This is a genomic window from Bacteroides sp. AM54-2NS, from assembly GCF_003602935.1.
Lineage (GTDB): Bacteria > Bacteroidota > Bacteroidia > Bacteroidales > Bacteroidaceae > Bacteroides > Bacteroides xylanisolvens.
This window is the reverse complement of sequence record NZ_QTMZ01000076.1, coordinates 1-15,452: the sequence shown is the minus strand read 5'-3', so window position 1 is coordinate 15,452 and position 15,452 is coordinate 1. Positions and strand designations below refer to the sequence as shown.

11 protein-coding genes and 3 pseudogenes are annotated in these 15,452 nt (G+C 41.5%); 11 read left to right on the top strand and 3 right to left on the bottom strand.

Annotated elements, in window-relative coordinates; translation table 11 throughout:
• From DXA05_RS28165 to DXA05_RS24625, 3 genes and pseudogenes are all read right to left on the bottom strand, one after another.
• Nucleotides 1-275 (bottom strand): annotated as a pseudogene (locus DXA05_RS28165) (hypothetical protein); the annotation flags it as partial.
• 260 nt (nucleotides 276-535) lie between these two features.
• Nucleotides 536-1,147 carry a LuxR C-terminal-related transcriptional regulator gene (locus tag DXA05_RS24630; RefSeq protein ID WP_128859734.1) on the bottom strand — a complete coding sequence of 204 codons (612 nt, stop codon included), beginning with the start codon at nucleotides 1,145-1,147 and terminating at the stop codon, nucleotides 536-538.
• The gene (locus DXA05_RS24625; RefSeq protein WP_032841758.1) at nucleotides 1,137-1,841 is read right to left on the bottom strand and encodes a hemerythrin domain-containing protein; all 705 of its coding nucleotides are present in this window, start codon (nucleotides 1,839-1,841) and stop codon (nucleotides 1,137-1,139) included. The genes DXA05_RS24630 and DXA05_RS24625 overlap by 11 nt, the downstream gene beginning before the upstream one ends.
• Before the next feature lie 210 nt (nucleotides 1,842-2,051).
• Here DXA05_RS24625 and DXA05_RS24620 point away from each other — a divergent pair, with 210 nt between their 5' ends.
• The 11 genes and pseudogenes from DXA05_RS24620 to ccsA all read left to right on the top strand — a co-directional run bounded on the left by DXA05_RS24620 (nucleotide 2,052) and on the right by ccsA (nucleotide 14,930).
• Complete coding sequence (locus tag DXA05_RS24620; protein WP_074708834.1) at nucleotides 2,052-3,227, top strand: phosphoribosylaminoimidazolecarboxamide formyltransferase; 1,176 nt, start codon at nucleotides 2,052-2,054, stop codon at nucleotides 3,225-3,227.
• Nucleotides 3,228-3,361: 134 nt separating this feature from the next.
• Entirely contained in the window at nucleotides 3,362-3,868 is a 507-nt protein-coding gene (gene fldA, locus DXA05_RS24615) for a flavodoxin FldA (protein ID WP_128859733.1), read from the top strand.
• Nucleotides 3,869-3,901: 33 nt separating this feature from the next.
• The gene (locus tag DXA05_RS24610; RefSeq protein ID WP_004312525.1) at nucleotides 3,902-4,264 is read left to right on the top strand and encodes a DUF2023 family protein; all 363 of its coding nucleotides are present in this window, start codon (nucleotides 3,902-3,904) and stop codon (nucleotides 4,262-4,264) included.
• Between the two features lie 154 nt (nucleotides 4,265-4,418).
• On the top strand, nucleotides 4,419-5,441 hold the full coding sequence (locus DXA05_RS24605; RefSeq protein ID WP_004312526.1) for a TQO small subunit DoxD: 1,023 nt from the start codon (nucleotides 4,419-4,421) through the stop codon (nucleotides 5,439-5,441).
• Between the two features lie 229 nt (nucleotides 5,442-5,670).
• Nucleotides 5,671-6,971 (top strand): annotated as a pseudogene (locus tag DXA05_RS24600) (porin).
• Between the two features lie 24 nt (nucleotides 6,972-6,995).
• A complete protein-coding gene (locus DXA05_RS24595; protein ID WP_004312528.1) occupies nucleotides 6,996-8,171 on the top strand; it encodes an imelysin family protein in 1,176 nt (391 codons plus the stop codon).
• 12 nt (nucleotides 8,172-8,183) lie between these two features.
• Nucleotides 8,184-9,650 carry a di-heme oxidoredictase family protein gene (locus DXA05_RS24590; RefSeq protein WP_128859732.1) on the top strand — a complete coding sequence of 489 codons (1,467 nt, stop codon included), beginning with the start codon at nucleotides 8,184-8,186 and terminating at the stop codon, nucleotides 9,648-9,650.
• Between the two features lie 17 nt (nucleotides 9,651-9,667).
• On the top strand, nucleotides 9,668-10,903 hold the full coding sequence (locus DXA05_RS24585) for a porin (protein ID WP_004312530.1): 1,236 nt from the start codon (nucleotides 9,668-9,670) through the stop codon (nucleotides 10,901-10,903).
• 23 nt (nucleotides 10,904-10,926) lie between these two features.
• Nucleotides 10,927-11,633 (top strand): annotated as a pseudogene (locus tag DXA05_RS28495) (hypothetical protein).
• Nucleotides 11,634-11,654: 21 nt separating this feature from the next.
• Nucleotides 11,655-12,809 (top strand): Rid family hydrolase, encoded by a 1,155-nt coding sequence (locus DXA05_RS24575; RefSeq protein ID WP_004312532.1) that lies wholly within the window; start codon nucleotides 11,655-11,657, stop codon nucleotides 12,807-12,809.
• Nucleotides 12,810-12,824: 15 nt separating this feature from the next.
• Nucleotides 12,825-14,930 (top strand): cytochrome c biogenesis protein CcsA, encoded by a 2,106-nt coding sequence (gene ccsA / locus DXA05_RS24570; protein ID WP_128859731.1) that lies wholly within the window; start codon nucleotides 12,825-12,827, stop codon nucleotides 14,928-14,930.
• Nucleotides 14,931-15,452: the final 522 nt, after the last annotated feature.

Sequence of the window (15,452 nt, the reverse complement as noted above, 5' to 3'; positions counted from 1 at the left end):
CAAGTATCCTGAGAAACATGATTGACTAGGGTAAAGTAATCAAGGATTCCTGAAGGCAAGAACAAGCTTAAAGAAGCAACAGGATCAATCGTTTGGGAAGAGGATGTTTCATGATGCAAAAATAAGAATTTTAACGCAATCCCCCAAGGTTTCAGACTGAGCCGTGTCCTCCGTGTCCTCTGTGGTGAACTAAAGCTGTATACAAAAAAAAACGAGCCAATTCTTTTTATAGAACCACTCGCCACTGCATCAGAAAAGCCAAAAGGCTTTTCCATAGTACCTCAAATTTCCTGAAAACTAATCTTCTTTTTACCTAAAAACCTCTTACCTATTGTTATCCTTTTACCTTCTATTAAAAACTTATCCTATTGAACTAAACTAAAAAACTTTTAATACCTTAAATTATCTAATCTAATACCTTTTTAATATTTTCTTTTACCTTTATAAACTAACAGCAATTTCCCAACTGCTTTGCAAAGGTACGAATATTTTTCGTGTGCGCAAACGGTTTTGTATTTTATAACACTTTTGCAGGCTACAAGTCTTTCACATCACTCAACGTAACCAGCTTATTTACAATAGCATAAATAGTCAAACCAGCAGCACTATGTATTTGCAATTTTTTGCTAATATTCCTCCGGTGTGTGATAACAGTATGAATCGACAAGAACAGCTTTTCCGCTATTTCCTTATTCGTCATCCCCTTCACCACACAGATGACGATTTCTTTTTCCCGCTGACTAAGCGTATCCTGATTATCCACCTCTTCTTCTTCAGAAGCCACATTCAATAAACCGGCAATTTTCTTAGAAAGAATATCCAGATCATCGAATATTGAAATAGACTCATCATACTTACCCAATAATGAAGCATCTACAAAAGAAGTGACCAGGGCTATTATACGTATCCTTTTACCAGATATTTCCTCCCGGAATTTAGCAACATCAAAATAATCACCAAAAGCAGGATTGACAATCAGCATCTCGGGACATTGCGTTCGGACACAATCGTGTAATGCTTCAACAGACAACAATTCTATCGGTTGCACTTTTACGTTGGGAAGACGCTTCAACGCAGCAGTCAACCCACCACGAATAATTACAGAAGTTTCTGCAATAGCAATTCGAACGACCTCATTATTTTTCATTTTCCCTCATCCTCCTTTCCAAATTCAGAATAGCAGGAACAAAAATATAATCCTCCACTTTGCAATGAGATTCCAATCCGGCTTCGCAAGCATATATATCAAAAAGAGCCGCATTCAGAAGATTCTCATTTGCCTTGGCGGGACAATATTTTATAATGATATTTTTTAGTTCTGTCAACTTCTCCCCTACCTGATCGTGATGTTTGGAAAAGGTACTGATCTGGTAGTTTTTGGGAGCATTTCCCTTAATCAATGAATCGACATACTTAAAGACGGTTTTCTCTTCATAATCCATGTGCTTACGCACTTCCCGTGTATATTCGTCAAAGAACTTGAGAATAAGAAAAGCCACATCGTCCTGCGAACAGTCGATTGCCTCGATCAGTTTACGACGAATAGCCGGAAGAGAAAAATCAAGAAAATAAATATGTGCCTGCCGCAGATAATCAATCAATGCAGGTATGGAAATATCATCTTTATCCCCATCGAGCCGGGAAAAGCCTTCGGCCATAAAGTTGACTACAATCAGAAAGGTCCGACAGTCCACTCCATTTAGTTCACAAACTTCTTTGACTGTTTTGTCACCAAAACCCAACGAAAGTCCAAAACGACTCATCACTTGCAACAAAGAATAATTATCGCTGATGAGATCGATCATCTTATCAGTTGGCTTGTATTTCTGTAAATTATCCATCATACCTATGTATATTAGAGACTGCAAAGAAACGGAATATTTTGCTGAAATACAATCATCATTTTATAGGTATTTTACATCCTCATTCGTTAGCAAATACTAATTATATGCTACTATTTTGTGGCACAACTTTAGGCAAGCTAGTCTTTTTTTAGTAATTTTGTCGCTATCTATTTGTAATTAGTAACTCGTAATTTTATATTTAATAAAATGGCAAACGAACTCGAACTGAAATACGGCTGCAACCCTAACCAAAAGCCTGCCCGTATCTTCATGAAAGAAGGAGAACTCCCCATCGAAGTATTGAATGGACGTCCCGGTTATATCAATCTGCTGGATGCGTTCAACAGTTGGCAATTAGTGAAAGAACTGAAAGAAGCTACCGGACTGCCGGCTGCCGCTTCTTTTAAACATGTCAGCCCTGCGGGTGCTGCTGTTGCGGTAGAAATGAGCGACACGCTGAAAAAGATTTATTTCGTAGACGACATGAAACTCTCTCCATTAGCCACAGCATACGCACGTGCACGTGGCGCAGACCGTATGTCATCATACGGAGATTTCATCGCATTGTCCGACACTTGCGACGAAGAAACAGCACGCATCATCAACCGTGAAGTGTCCGACGGCGTAATTGCCCCCGACTACACAGCCGAAGCGCTGGAAATTCTGAAGAATAAAAGAAAAGGGACTTACAATGTAATAAAGATAGATCCTGCATACCGTCCGGCTCCTATCGAACACAAAGATGTATTCGGAGTGACTTTCGAACAAGGAAGAAACGAATTGAAAATCGATGAAAGCCTTTTGAAAGAGATGCCTACGCAGAACAAAGAAATTCCGGCTGATGCAAAACGTGACTTAATCATTGCCTTAATCACTTTAAAATATACGCAATCCAATTCGGTGTGTTATGCCAAAGACGGGCAGGCAATCGGTATTGGCGCAGGCCAACAGTCACGCATCCACTGTACGCGTCTGGCAGGAAATAAAGCAGATATCTGGTATTTACGCCAACATCCGAAAGTGATGAACTTGCCATGGATTGAAAAAATCCGTCGTGCAGATCGTGACAACACTATCGACGTTTACATCTCGGAGGATTATGACGATGTATTGGCAGACGGCGTTTGGCAGCAGTTCTTCACAGAAAAGCCGGAAGTGCTGACACGTGAAGAAAAACGGGCATGGCTGAATACGATGACAGGTGTAGCTTTAGGATCGGACGCTTTCTTCCCATTCGGAGATAATATAGAACGCGCGCATAAAAGCGGTGTCAGCTACATTGCACAACCGGGTGGTTCCGTACGTGATGACCATGTGATTGGAACTTGCGACAAATATAATATGGCAATGGCATTTACAGGCATCCGCCTATTCCACCATTAACAATATCGACTATTTTTATTCCATATATCCCCATTTATAATGAGAATGAGACAAATCTTCCATTATAAATGGGGATTTCCTATTTCTTCAAGCCCCTCTATCTTTGCAGCGTTACATTTAAAAACGAATCAAAGATGAATAAAATTGGTGTATTTTATGGTTCCACAACCGGAACAACAGAAGACCTTGCCCGTCGAATTGCAGAGAAATTAGATGTACCATCGGCAGATGTATTTGATGTATCCAAGCTAACAGAGGCATTAGTCAATGAATATGACGTATTGGTGCTCGGCTCTTCCACTTGGGGAGCAGGCGAACTTCAGGACGACTGGTACGATGGAGTAAAAGTTTTAAAGAAATGTGATTTATCTCATAAGTCTGTAGCCCTGTTCGGTTGTGGCGATTCTGACTCGTATAGCGACACCTTCTGTGACGCAATAGGCATTCTTTATGAAAACTTGAAAGATACCCATTGTAAATTCTGTGGAGCAACAGACACCGCAGGTTACACATTCGACTCTTCTATCGCTGTTGTAGACGGCAAGTTTGTAGGCCTTCCGCTTGACGAAGTCAACGAAGATAGCAAAACAGACGAACGTATCAACGCATGGGCTGAACAAGTGAAACAAGAAATTAGCTAATTTTACCTTAACATAAAAAGAATACTTTGCATCATGGCAACTGAAAGAATCATCCCCGGCGAAATCCGAATTTTTCTTAATCATATTTATGAGTTTAAGAAAGGCGTACGCAACATGGTACTTTACACAATGAGTAAAGAGCACGAAGAATTTGCCATCCGCCGATTGAAAAATCAAAAGATCAGTTATATGATACAGGAAGTAGGTACCAATAAAATCAACCTGTTTTTTGGAAAGGCAGAATGTATGGAAGCCATGCGGCACATCATCATCCATCCTTTAAATCAACTGACTGCCGAAGAAGATTTTATTTTAGGAGCCATGCTGGGATATGACCTATGCCAGCAATGCAAACGATATTGCAGTAAAAAAGAAGGTATAAAGATGGCAGTTTAAGCGATAACCTTAGCATAAGTTTAGCTTTGTTTGTATGTAGTTTGTCTTGAGTGGAATCGTTTCTTTAAAAATAGGTATCCATTAAAACATTTTCCAATGGAAACTTGTTGTATAAGAAACGATTCACTCAATTATAACAAAATCAAACATTGCAATGAAGCAGCAACAAGAACAACTTACCGCCTATACACTGGCCGGTATTTTCACCCTTTCATTACGACTTATTGTTGGTTGGACTTATTTTTCAGCCTTTTGGCGGAGACTCGTCCTCGAAAACAAACTTATCCCGGATTCTACCGGATACATTGGAGAGAAGTTCAATCATTTCCTACCTAATTCCATAGGAATCAAACCCATCATCGAATATCTCGTCAGCACCCCCGATTTACTTTGGTGGGCGATGGTTATCTTTACTATCATTGAAGGTGTTGTCGGATTACTCTATATGCTTGGTTTCTTTACCAGATTAATGAGTATCGGCGTATTCAGTCTTGCATTCGGCATTCTGTTGGGTTCCGGCTGGTTAGGAACAACCTGTCTTGATGAATGGCAAATAGGTATTTTAGGCGTATCCGCAGGATTCACCATTTTCCTGTCCGGCGGCGGAAAATACTCTTTGGATTATCTGCTACAGCCCCAACTATCCAAAAATAAATGGCTGGTATGGGTTACTTCCGGCGAACTTCCATTGTCTATCAAGCGATTCAGTAAAGTAGCAATCGGCGGTGCAGCCATATTGTTCATACTCACCCTATATACCAACCAGGTTTTTCATAATGGCGTATGGGGACCACTACATAACAAATCAGTAAAACCCAAAATTGAGATATCAGATGCAAATGTCAATAACGGAGCCCTGTCTTTTAAAGTATATCGTGTTGAGGGTGCCGATGTATACGGCTCATTTCTTATTGGCATTACTCTTAAAGACACAAGTGGAAAAGTGATACTTCAAAAGAATGGAGAAGACCTTGCATTATTCCCTCTCACTAATATAAAGAATGATTATATAGCTAAGGTAGTCCCTGGTAAACATAGCCTTATCATCCCATTGGGCAGCAAAGCTACTTTGGCAATTAGAGATAACAGTTTGCAAAATCTTCCCGAAGGCCAGTATGAATTAATATTGACCGACATTAGTGGAATTACTTGGAATAAAAACATCACAATCGAGTAAATCCGGCCTACTCTACAAACGGATCATAGACAAAGGTGTATATCAGCAAAATTTATTCGGCTGGCATACACCTTTATTCTTTCATTTTACCAAAATAACAGGTTTTATCTTCTCAAGCACTCAAAATTACCTACATATACTGAATTTTAGAAATTACTATGCCTAGTATTGGGTATTGCCATATCTTTTAACCTCATATAACTTTGCAGCCGATAAAATTATTAAAAAAATGAGAAAAATAACTGCAATCATTATTCTTTGTTTCCTACATTCTCTCACACTTCCGGCACAGGAAACTAAAGAAAAGTCTAAAAACCGTAAAACTTCTTCCACAGAAGAATATACTAAATTCCGTTTCGGAGGGTATGGAGAAATGGCGGCGAGCTATAAAGATTATAATTTCAATCGTTTTACTCCCAATGGTTCCGGTAAACTTAATCGTGGAGAGATTTCCATTCCACGTTTTGTATTAGCCTTTGATTATAAATTCTCCTCCAAATGGGTATTGAGTACCGAAATCGAATTTGAATACGGAGGTACGGGATCTGCTCGCGAAATTGAATGGTTTGAAGAGAACGGCGAATATGAAACAGAGATTGAAAAAGGCGGTGAAGTAGCTTTGGAACAATTTCATATCACCCGTCTCATTAATAAGCACATCAATCTGCGTTTCGGACACATGATTGTACCGGTAGGATTGACCAACAACCATCATGAGCCTATTAATTTCTTTGGAGTTTACCGCCCGGAAGGTGAAACAACGATATTGCCTTCCACCTGGCATGAAACAGGTATCGCCGTATTCGGTGAAATTGGACGGTTTGATTATGAACTTCAATTAGTCAATGGGCTTGATCCACAAGGATTCCGCAGCGAAGACTGGATAAAAAACGGCAGACAAGGAGCATTCGAAGTCAACAATTTCACCAGTCCGGCTTTTGTAGCCCGCGTAAACTACCATGGGGTAAAAGGATTAAGAGTAGGTGCTTCTTTCTATTATAACCAGACAGCAAAGAACGGAACTAAGCCTTGGAGAAATACAGGTTATAAATTTCCGGTAACCATTGTAACCGGTGATTTGCAATACAAAGGCTTTAATAACAACCTGATTGTACGCGGAAATGCCGTTTATGGAAACCTAGGAGCGAGCGGAGCTTTAACCACAATCAACAACAGTTCTTCAGCAGCTTCCGGTTACCCTAACACAACAGTAGCACAAAATGCAGTCAGCTACGGGGGTGAAGCAGGATATAATATAGGTTCTTTCTTCCATTCTAAAGCTCCCCGTATCTATCCTTTTATTCGTTATGAATATTACAATCCGATGGAAAAGACAGAAGCTAACACAGGTTTGTTGGCCGACAAACGTTTTCAGGTATCAGCCGTAACAGCTGGATTGAATTACTACGCTCTACCCAATCTAGTAATTAAAGCAGACTACACCCACCGCTCCATAGGAGGTGGAAAATATAATGACGAAAACTTAGTCTCTGTAGCATAGCCTATATTGGTTGGTTTATCAAAAAATAAATATAATTTTTAATAGCAATGAAAATGAAAACATGGAAATTTCTGCCTATAATGGCAATGGGAGTATGTATGGCGATGACCTCTTGTAGTGAAGATTCTAAAAAAGAAGATGTTTCACCCAACCCATTTGCGGGTTTTAATACCCCGGACAGTGGCACTGCAACAGATGATGAATTAAAGGCTGCGGTTGCAACGTATGTAGATGATGTAGTGATTCCTACTTATCAAGATATGTACAATAAAGTAACCGCATTAAACACGGCAGTACAAAAGTTATCAACGTCCTCCAGTGATAATGATGTAGCCAATGCAGCAGACGCTTGGGTTGCAGCACGTAAACCCTGGGAAAAAAGTGAAGCTTTTCTATATGGTCCGGCAGATTTGAATAAGCTCGATCCTAGTCTGGATAGCTGGCCTTTGGATAAAGGAGGTATTGATGCAATTCTACAGTCCGGAAATTGGGAAGACGCTGTCGGAGGAGACGTAGACGACGGTGATGATGCACCAGCCGATGCACCACAGAACTTGCGTGGTTTCCATACTGCCGAATATTTATTGTTTGAGGATGGTGAAGCAAAAAAAATCACAGACCTGGATGCTAATAAAATAGGATACCTCAAGGCTGTTGTCGGACGTATGTCAAAAGACACAGAGCTTTTGTTAAAAGGTTGGACAGAAGGTAAAAATCTGGAGAACGGTGCCTATAAAGATGCAATGAAAGCACCTAACGGAACTTACTCTATAAGCAATATCAAACAATCTGTTGCAATGATACTAAACTCTGACAATGGTGCAGAAGGAATTGCCAATGAAGTAGGTGCAACGAAAATCGGAGATCCGGTAGATAAGTGGAACAGCGGAGATAAAGAAGGTGGTGTATTAGCCGTAGAATCCTGGTATAGCTGGAACTCTTTAGATGATTATACTGATAACATTTACAGCATCCGTAATGCTTACTATGGTAGTTTAGACGGAACTGTTGCCAGTGCAAGTCTGTGCTCTATCATGAAAAAAGTGAACCCGACATTGAACGACATGGTTGTTAAGCAGATTCAGGAAACAATCACAGCAATCAATGACATACCTCACCCCTTCCGTAACAATTTAGGCGCTACTACTGAAGTTAAGAATGCTCAAAACCAATGCGCATTTTTATGCAGTGGTCTGGCTTTAGTCCGCGGAAAATTAGCAGGAGAATAAACAATATTAATTATGATGACTAAGTTCTTTCTTTTAGGAAAGCCGGTTATCAAAGTATTACGAGGAGGACTCCCAAGGCGATTGGGAAGAATCCTCTTTGTTGCGATAAATATAGGCTTCCTGCAAGGTTGTGATCATGATGCTTTCGACGGCATTATTTATAAGCCAAACGGAGAAATAGCAAAACCGGAGGAATTATCAGCCGGTATTTCCACTATTTTTTCTACCGTAAGTGGCGCTTATGACACCAATGCAGACTGGGTCACCGGTGAATTATTAACACGTTTCAATCGTGGCGATGGTTTGTATGACAATTCTCGTGGAGTAGGTACAGGCAGCGGTAATGGATTAGGACCTATTTTTGGAGGCTATTCCTGCGGAGCTTGCCATAGAAACACAGGACGTACTACTCCGGCATGGGTCACAGGTGGTTCCGGTGCAGGCTTTTCATCTATGCTGGTTTATATTACACGCAAAACCGGAGGATATTTCCCCGAATATGGGCGTGTATTACATGACCAGTCCATTTATGGCGTAAAAGCCGAAGGCAAAATAAAGATAACCACTACTACCGAAAAGTTCAAGTTTCCCGATGGAGAAGAATATGAATTAATAACTCCTCATTATGAAATAACAGATTGGTATGATTATGAAATAAAGCCCGAAGATCTGATTATTTCGGTACGTGCCCCCTTGCGGCATGTCGGCATGGGTCAGATGATGGCACTTAACCACGATGAATTGAAACAGTTGGCAGCTCAAAGTAACTATCCCGAATACGGCATTAGCGGACGCCTGAATTATGTGACGGAAAAAGGAAAATATGACATTGGAATATCCGGCAACAAAGCCAACCATCAGGATTTAACAGTAGAACTGGGATTCTCTTCGGATCTGGGGGTAACCAATGACCGTTTTCCACATGAAGTGGGCGAAGGACAATCACAAATGATGGGATTTGCCAACCAAGGTGTAGAGATTTCGACCCGTGACATGGAAGATGTCGATTTATATATGCAGACATTGGGAGTTCCTGCACGCCGCAACGTGGATGACGAAACCATCAAACATGGAGAGCAAATGTTCTATCAAGCAAAATGCCATTTATGCCATACCGTTACTTTACATACCCGCCCGCGAGGCAGCGTATTACTGAACGGAACTCAACTACCCTGGCTGGGCAATCAGATCATTCATCCCTACTCCGACTTCTTATTACACGACATGGGACAAGGATTAGCTGACGATTACCCTAGCGGCCTGGCACGCGGTTGCGAATGGCGTACTACTCCATTATGGGGAATCGGCCTGCAGGAAATTGTCAACGGACATACCTATTTCCTGCATGACGGACGGGCACGTAACCTGACAGAAGCCATCATGTGGCATGACGGCGAGGGAGCCGCTTCACGTTCCATTTTCTCCCGCATGTCGAAAGAAGATCGCGCAGCCTTACTAACATTCTTGAACAGTTTATAATATAATCAGCAACAACAATGAAAAAAAAATATCTAGCACTCGCGCTCACTGCATTTCTGTGCAGCCACTCTTATGCTCAAGATTCAAATGCAAAAGAAATCGATGATAAATATGTAGAGAATGATGTTGTTTCGCTGGCAGGAAAGAAAGGTTTTTCTTTTTCTACCAAAGCCGGTGATTTCTTATTCAAGCCCTATGCCTTAGTTCAAACCAGCCTCTCTTTCAACCGATATGACGATCAAGGTTTGGAAAGCCTTTATGCACGTAACTGGGCAAACAGTGGTTTTGCTATTCCGAACGCAATACTCGGATTTACAGGCAAGGCATTCGGGAAAGTTACATTCAATTTATCACTGAATGCGGCAAAAAGCGGTGCCGCCTTATTGCAACAAGCCTGGTTTGATGTAGCGCTCAAAGAATCATTCCGTATTCGTGTCGGGAAGTTTAAAACGCCGTTTATGCATGCCTATCTGACCACACTGGGGGAAACATTATTTCCGGTGTTGCCCAGTTCCGTGGCAGGTGGCGTATTAATGCCCTATGACATCAATGCTGTGAAGCCGAGCATAGCTACCGGCTTCGACCTGGGTGTTCAGATACATGGTTTGATTAACGGAAAATGGAATTATCAGTTAGGTATTTTCAATGGCACAGGGATTGATGTCAATTCGGCAACCAAAGGAATGTGTGATGATCATAAATGGCTGCCCCAACTGCTTTACTCCGGTCGCCTGGTATATATGCCCAAAGGTGAAATGCCAGCCACACAAGGTAATCCGAACAATCTGAAAGAAGATAAAATGCAATTCGGTGTATCTACATCTTATAATGCCGAGGCCGAAGATCATAGTAGCAGCGATTGGCGTATAGGTGCAGAGTTTGCCATGGTAAAGAACCGTTTCTACTTTGCAGCCGAAGGTTATTACATGAATATGCATTTCACAGAAATCATGCATAAAGACAAAGACCTGAATTACTGGGGAGCTTATACACAGGCCGGTTATTTTGTAACTCCTAAATTACAGGCTGCTCTCCGTTATGATATATTCGATCGCAACGGGACAGACGAAGGCGGTTTGTTGAATATGCCTGCCATCGGAGCCAATTACTACTTTGTCGGTTCTAATTTAAAACTTCAGATGATGTACCAATATCTGGGCAGAACCGGTCATGACACGCAGACTGATCGTGATAATGATGGAGTGGGACTATCACGCCATAGCGTTACCGCTATGTTACAATTCACTTTCTAATGTATAGGAGGAGGAATCTGTCTATGAATAAAAGACTCAACTATTTATTGATAACCTGTGCCTGCCTAAACCTGTGTTCAGCTTGTGATGAAGGTAAAATCTATCCGGATGACACGATTGACAGTGGACGTACGGCTACTGTAACACTTCATTTCACCCATCTGGATGCTTGGCCGCAGAAAAACAATATGTCATTAATCTCCTTAGGTGAGGACGGAGTTACTCCCATATTGGTTAAGCGCATTCTGGAACCATCTAGCGAGGCAGAAGCTGTAACTGTAACATTAAACAACTTAAACGGAAACACGCGTAGTATTGCCGTAGCCGTTATCACGTCCGGAATGTCTTTGGTGCATGCGTATCAGTCATTTCCCGTAAATGCGTCGGATGAATCGCTGACTTTACCAGAGACAACAATCGAAGTGGCTTCATTCAGCCGCATCCAAACGCAAGTTTCAATGCCAAATGTGTGATGTGTCATGGAGGAAGTACAACAACAGCCGGAGATTTGGATCTGACGGCAGCCAAAGCCTATCAATCACTGATTAATGTAAAAGCTCCCCATTCTGCGAAAGGAAAGAATTATGTCACTCCTGGAGATTTAAACAACAGTTATTTATTAGATGTATTAGAGCACGATAATCACATCGATATATTCAATGGAGCTGAACAACGTGAAGTTCGCGCTTTGATTCGGACATGGATCAAAGCAGGAGCCGAAAACAATTAACTTGTAACAGAAATTTTTGATATGAACAGCAAAAAACAACAACCCTTGAAATCAGAAAAGACTTTAGCAGAAATATTTAAATACGAAGTGGCAGACGGTGTTTCCGAGTATCATTTAATGATTCACGCAATCCAGCCGGAATCCACTTATGAAGAACAATTAAACGCCATTATAGATACATACTACCAATTACGGGAAAAAGAACTGCAAGGGACCGTCGCCATTTTCAAACGATACTTTTTGAGCGACGCTTCCAATCAGGCAGATACCTTGTTGGCACTTACTGCTGAAAGCTCGGATTGCGCACTTTCTATCGTAGAACAGCCACCATTGAATGGAACCAAAGTAGCAGTATGGATTTACCTTCAGACGAAAGTACAGACACAAATGCTGCATAATGGTCTTTTCGAAGTCAAGCATGGACCCTACCGTCACCTTTGGGGTGGCAGCTCTTTCAATCGGGCAGCCAACTCCGAATACCAAACCCGGCTACTATTAAACGACTATGTTATGCAGCTCATTGAACAAGGTTGCAAACTAGCCGCCAACTGTATTCGTACCTGGTTTTTCGTACAGAATGTGGATGTGAATTATGCCGGAGTAGTAAAGGCACGTAACGAAGTATTCGTTACCCAGAACCTGACGGAAAAGACACACTATATCTCCAGCACAGGTATCGGCGGACGCCATGCTGACCCCAAAGTACTTGTACAAATGGACACGTATGCCGTTGGCGGAATCAAACCCGAACAAATTCATTTCCTTTATGCGCCAACACATTTGAATCCCACCTATGAGTATGGTGTCAGTTTTGAACGTGGCACGTATGTAGATTATGGAGACCGGCGCCAAGTATTCATCTCCGGAACAGCAAGTATTAATAATAAAGGCGAGGTGGTATATCCGGGAGAGATCCGTAAACAGACAGAGCGGATGTGGGAAAATGTAAAGGCTTTACTGAAAGAAGCAGAATGTACATTTGATGATATGGGACAAATGATCGTGTATCTGCGTGACATAGCAGATTATACCATCGTCAAAGAAATGTACGACAAACGTTTTCCTTGTACCCCTAAGGTATTTGTACATGCGCCGGTATGCCGCCCGGGATGGTTGATCGAGATGGAATGTATGGGAGTAAAAACCTGTGAAAATAAGGAATACGCTCCCTATTAATATCATTAAAAAGATATGCCGTTGAAAAGATTACTTATCATTTTATACATCTGTCTGATAGGATTACTTGCCGCAGCCACTTTCATAGAGCAAGCATACGGGACAGAGTTTGTAGAAAGAAATATATATCACACAATCTGGTTTTGTTGTTTGTGGGGAGTTATTGCTGCAATAGGGGTTGTTGCCCTCATCCGACGTTCCTTATGGCGGCGACTTCCCGTTTTGCTGTTTCATGGCTCCCTCCTCGTTATCTTGGTGGGGGCCATGATTACATTTATCTATGGCGAACAAGGATATATGCATTTACGTCCGGATACAGTAAAAAGCAGCTTTCATTCGCCACAGGGCGACAAGAACATTCATCTGCCATTCACGATGAAGCTAGATAGTTTCCGGGTAGAGTATTATCCGGGGACAAAAGCTCCCGCCGATTATGTCAGTCATATCAGCTATTCACTTCCCGGTCAGAAAGATTCCGTGCACAACGAATGTATCTCAATGAACCGTATCTTTACTACACAAGGCTTCCGATTTTATCAGTCCTCATTTGACGAAGACGATCAAGGAAGTTGGCTGACAGTAAATTATGATCCATGGGGTACAAGAGTGACCTATAGCGGCTACATTCTACTGGGCATCTCTATGATTTTACTACTATTTTGCCGTCAGGGAGAGTTTCGTAAGTTACTAAATCATCCCCTATTGAAAAAAGGAGGATTATTTATCTTATTCCTTTTCTACCTGACAGGAACAATGCAGGCACAGCAAACACCTCTTCGTGTATTAAACAAAATACAAGCAGACAGCTTGGCACAACAACAGGTTATTTACCATGACCGGGTAGTACCATTCAATACACTGGCAAGAGACTTCGTCAAAAAACTGACAGGAAAAATCTACTATAAAGGATTGACTCCCGAGCAAGTTATAAGCGGTTGGATTCTTTACCCGGATTCATGGAAGAATGAACCTATGATATACATCAAAAGTCCCGAACTGCATCATTTACTCGGTTTGGAATCTTCTTATGCACGCTTGACCGATTTATTTGACGGTCCAGTCTACCGTCTTCAGAAAACCTGGCAACAAGAACAGGGAAAAAGTAGCAAACTCGCCAAAGCCATCCAGGAAACGGATGAAAAAGTGGGACTGATCCTGATGGTGGAAAAAGGAACATTCATCCAGCCATTACCCACTGATGGTAGCGTGCAACCTCTCTCCGAACTGGAAGTGAAAGCCGAATTACTCTACAACCGGATTCCGTTCAGCAAGATTCTTTTTATGATAAATCTGTCATTGGGAGTGTTGTCTTTCATGCTTCTACTTCATAACAGCCTGCAAAGAAATACACCCTCGCCCAAAGCCAAAACGATTTCCCGCACAGCAGGAACGATCTTTTCTGTTGCACTCTATCTTGCTTTCATATTCCATTTAGCAGGATATTGCCTGCGCTGGTATATTGGCGGACGTGTTCCTCTTAGCAACGGTTATGAGACAATGCAGTTCATGGCACTCTGCATCCTCTTGATAGCCTGTCTGCTCCATCGAAGATTCTCATTTATACTTCCATTCGGATTCTTGCTCTCCGGCTTTGCGTTGTTAGTCTCTTATCTGGGACAGATGAATCCCCAGATCACCCCATTAATGCCGGTGCTCGTCTCTCCGTGGCTAAGTATTCATGTTTCATTGATTATGATGTCTTATGCCCTATTGGCATTCATCATGCTAAACGGAATACTGGCATTATGCCTCCGAAAAAAAGAATCGGAAAACAATGTCTCCGGAAACGACGCTGTACAAGACAACCGGATAGAACAGTTGACGCTAGTCAGCCGTTTGCTACTCTACCCTGCTACGTTCTTTTTAGGGGCAGGCATCTTTCTGGGAGCAGTTTGGGCAAACGTTTCCTGGGGAAGATACTGGGCGTGGGACCCGAAAGAAGTATGGGCGCTGATCACTTTCCTGGTATATGGAGTAGCATTCCATTCACAAAGCCTGCGCATTTTCCGCAAACCACTATTCTTCCATATCTATATGATTCTTGCTTTCCTGACTGTCTTAATGACCTATTTCGGAGTAAATTATGTTCTTGGGGGGATGCATAGTTATGCAAATTCCTAAACCACTATATATAGCTAGTAACCGATAGAAGAATACCCATTTTAGGGGATTGCGGGAAAAGCGGAAAGCCCCTATCTTTGCAGTATCAGAATTAAATTAATTAGTCATAATTATATTACGTAGCCACATTAAAAATACATAGAAATCGGCCGAAGTGATTCACCCGCATTTCTTTTATTTGGTTGTTAAGTTAGAAAAAACCATATAATGTATTCATTTTGGAATATGAATAGATGACATATTCTAAAAGAGGCAAGGACGTCCGGCTTGTGAAAGCCGGACGTTTTTTTATATCAGTAAGAGAATAAAGTAAGAGAGCTCAGGCTCAGTCTGAAACCTTGGGGGATTGCGTTAAAATTCTTATTTTTGCATCATGAAAACATCCTCTTCCCAAACGATTGATCCTGTTGCTTCTTTAAGCTTGTTCTTGCCTTCAGGAATCCTTGATTACTTTACCCTAGTCAATCATGTTTCTCAGGATACTTGCTTTATTCTTTATTTAGAGGAGAAAGCCACTATTCC

What these genes read in the sequence shown, in the direction of transcription:
- DXA05_RS24630 (WP_128859734.1), bottom strand. Translation starts at nt 1,147, where the DNA reads ATGAAAAATAATGAGGTCGTTCGAATTGCTATTGCAGAAACTTCTGTA.
- DXA05_RS24625 (WP_032841758.1), bottom strand. Translation starts at nt 1,841, where the DNA reads ATGGATAATTTACAGAAATACAAGCCAACTGATAAGATGATCGATCTC.
- DXA05_RS24620 (WP_074708834.1), top strand. Translation starts at nt 2,052, where the DNA reads ATGGCAAACGAACTCGAACTGAAATACGGCTGCAACCCTAACCAAAAG.
- fldA (WP_128859733.1), top strand. Translation starts at nt 3,362, where the DNA reads ATGAATAAAATTGGTGTATTTTATGGTTCCACAACCGGAACAACAGAA.
- DXA05_RS24610 (WP_004312525.1), top strand. Translation starts at nt 3,902, where the DNA reads ATGGCAACTGAAAGAATCATCCCCGGCGAAATCCGAATTTTTCTTAAT.
- DXA05_RS24605 (WP_004312526.1), top strand. Translation starts at nt 4,419, where the DNA reads ATGAAGCAGCAACAAGAACAACTTACCGCCTATACACTGGCCGGTATT.
- DXA05_RS24595 (WP_004312528.1), top strand. Translation starts at nt 6,996, where the DNA reads ATGAAAACATGGAAATTTCTGCCTATAATGGCAATGGGAGTATGTATG.
- DXA05_RS24590 (WP_128859732.1), top strand. Translation starts at nt 8,184, where the DNA reads ATGATGACTAAGTTCTTTCTTTTAGGAAAGCCGGTTATCAAAGTATTA.
- DXA05_RS24585 (WP_004312530.1), top strand. Translation starts at nt 9,668, where the DNA reads ATGAAAAAAAAATATCTAGCACTCGCGCTCACTGCATTTCTGTGCAGC.
- DXA05_RS24575 (WP_004312532.1), top strand. Translation starts at nt 11,655, where the DNA reads ATGAACAGCAAAAAACAACAACCCTTGAAATCAGAAAAGACTTTAGCA.
- ccsA (WP_128859731.1), top strand. Translation starts at nt 12,825, where the DNA reads ATGCCGTTGAAAAGATTACTTATCATTTTATACATCTGTCTGATAGGA.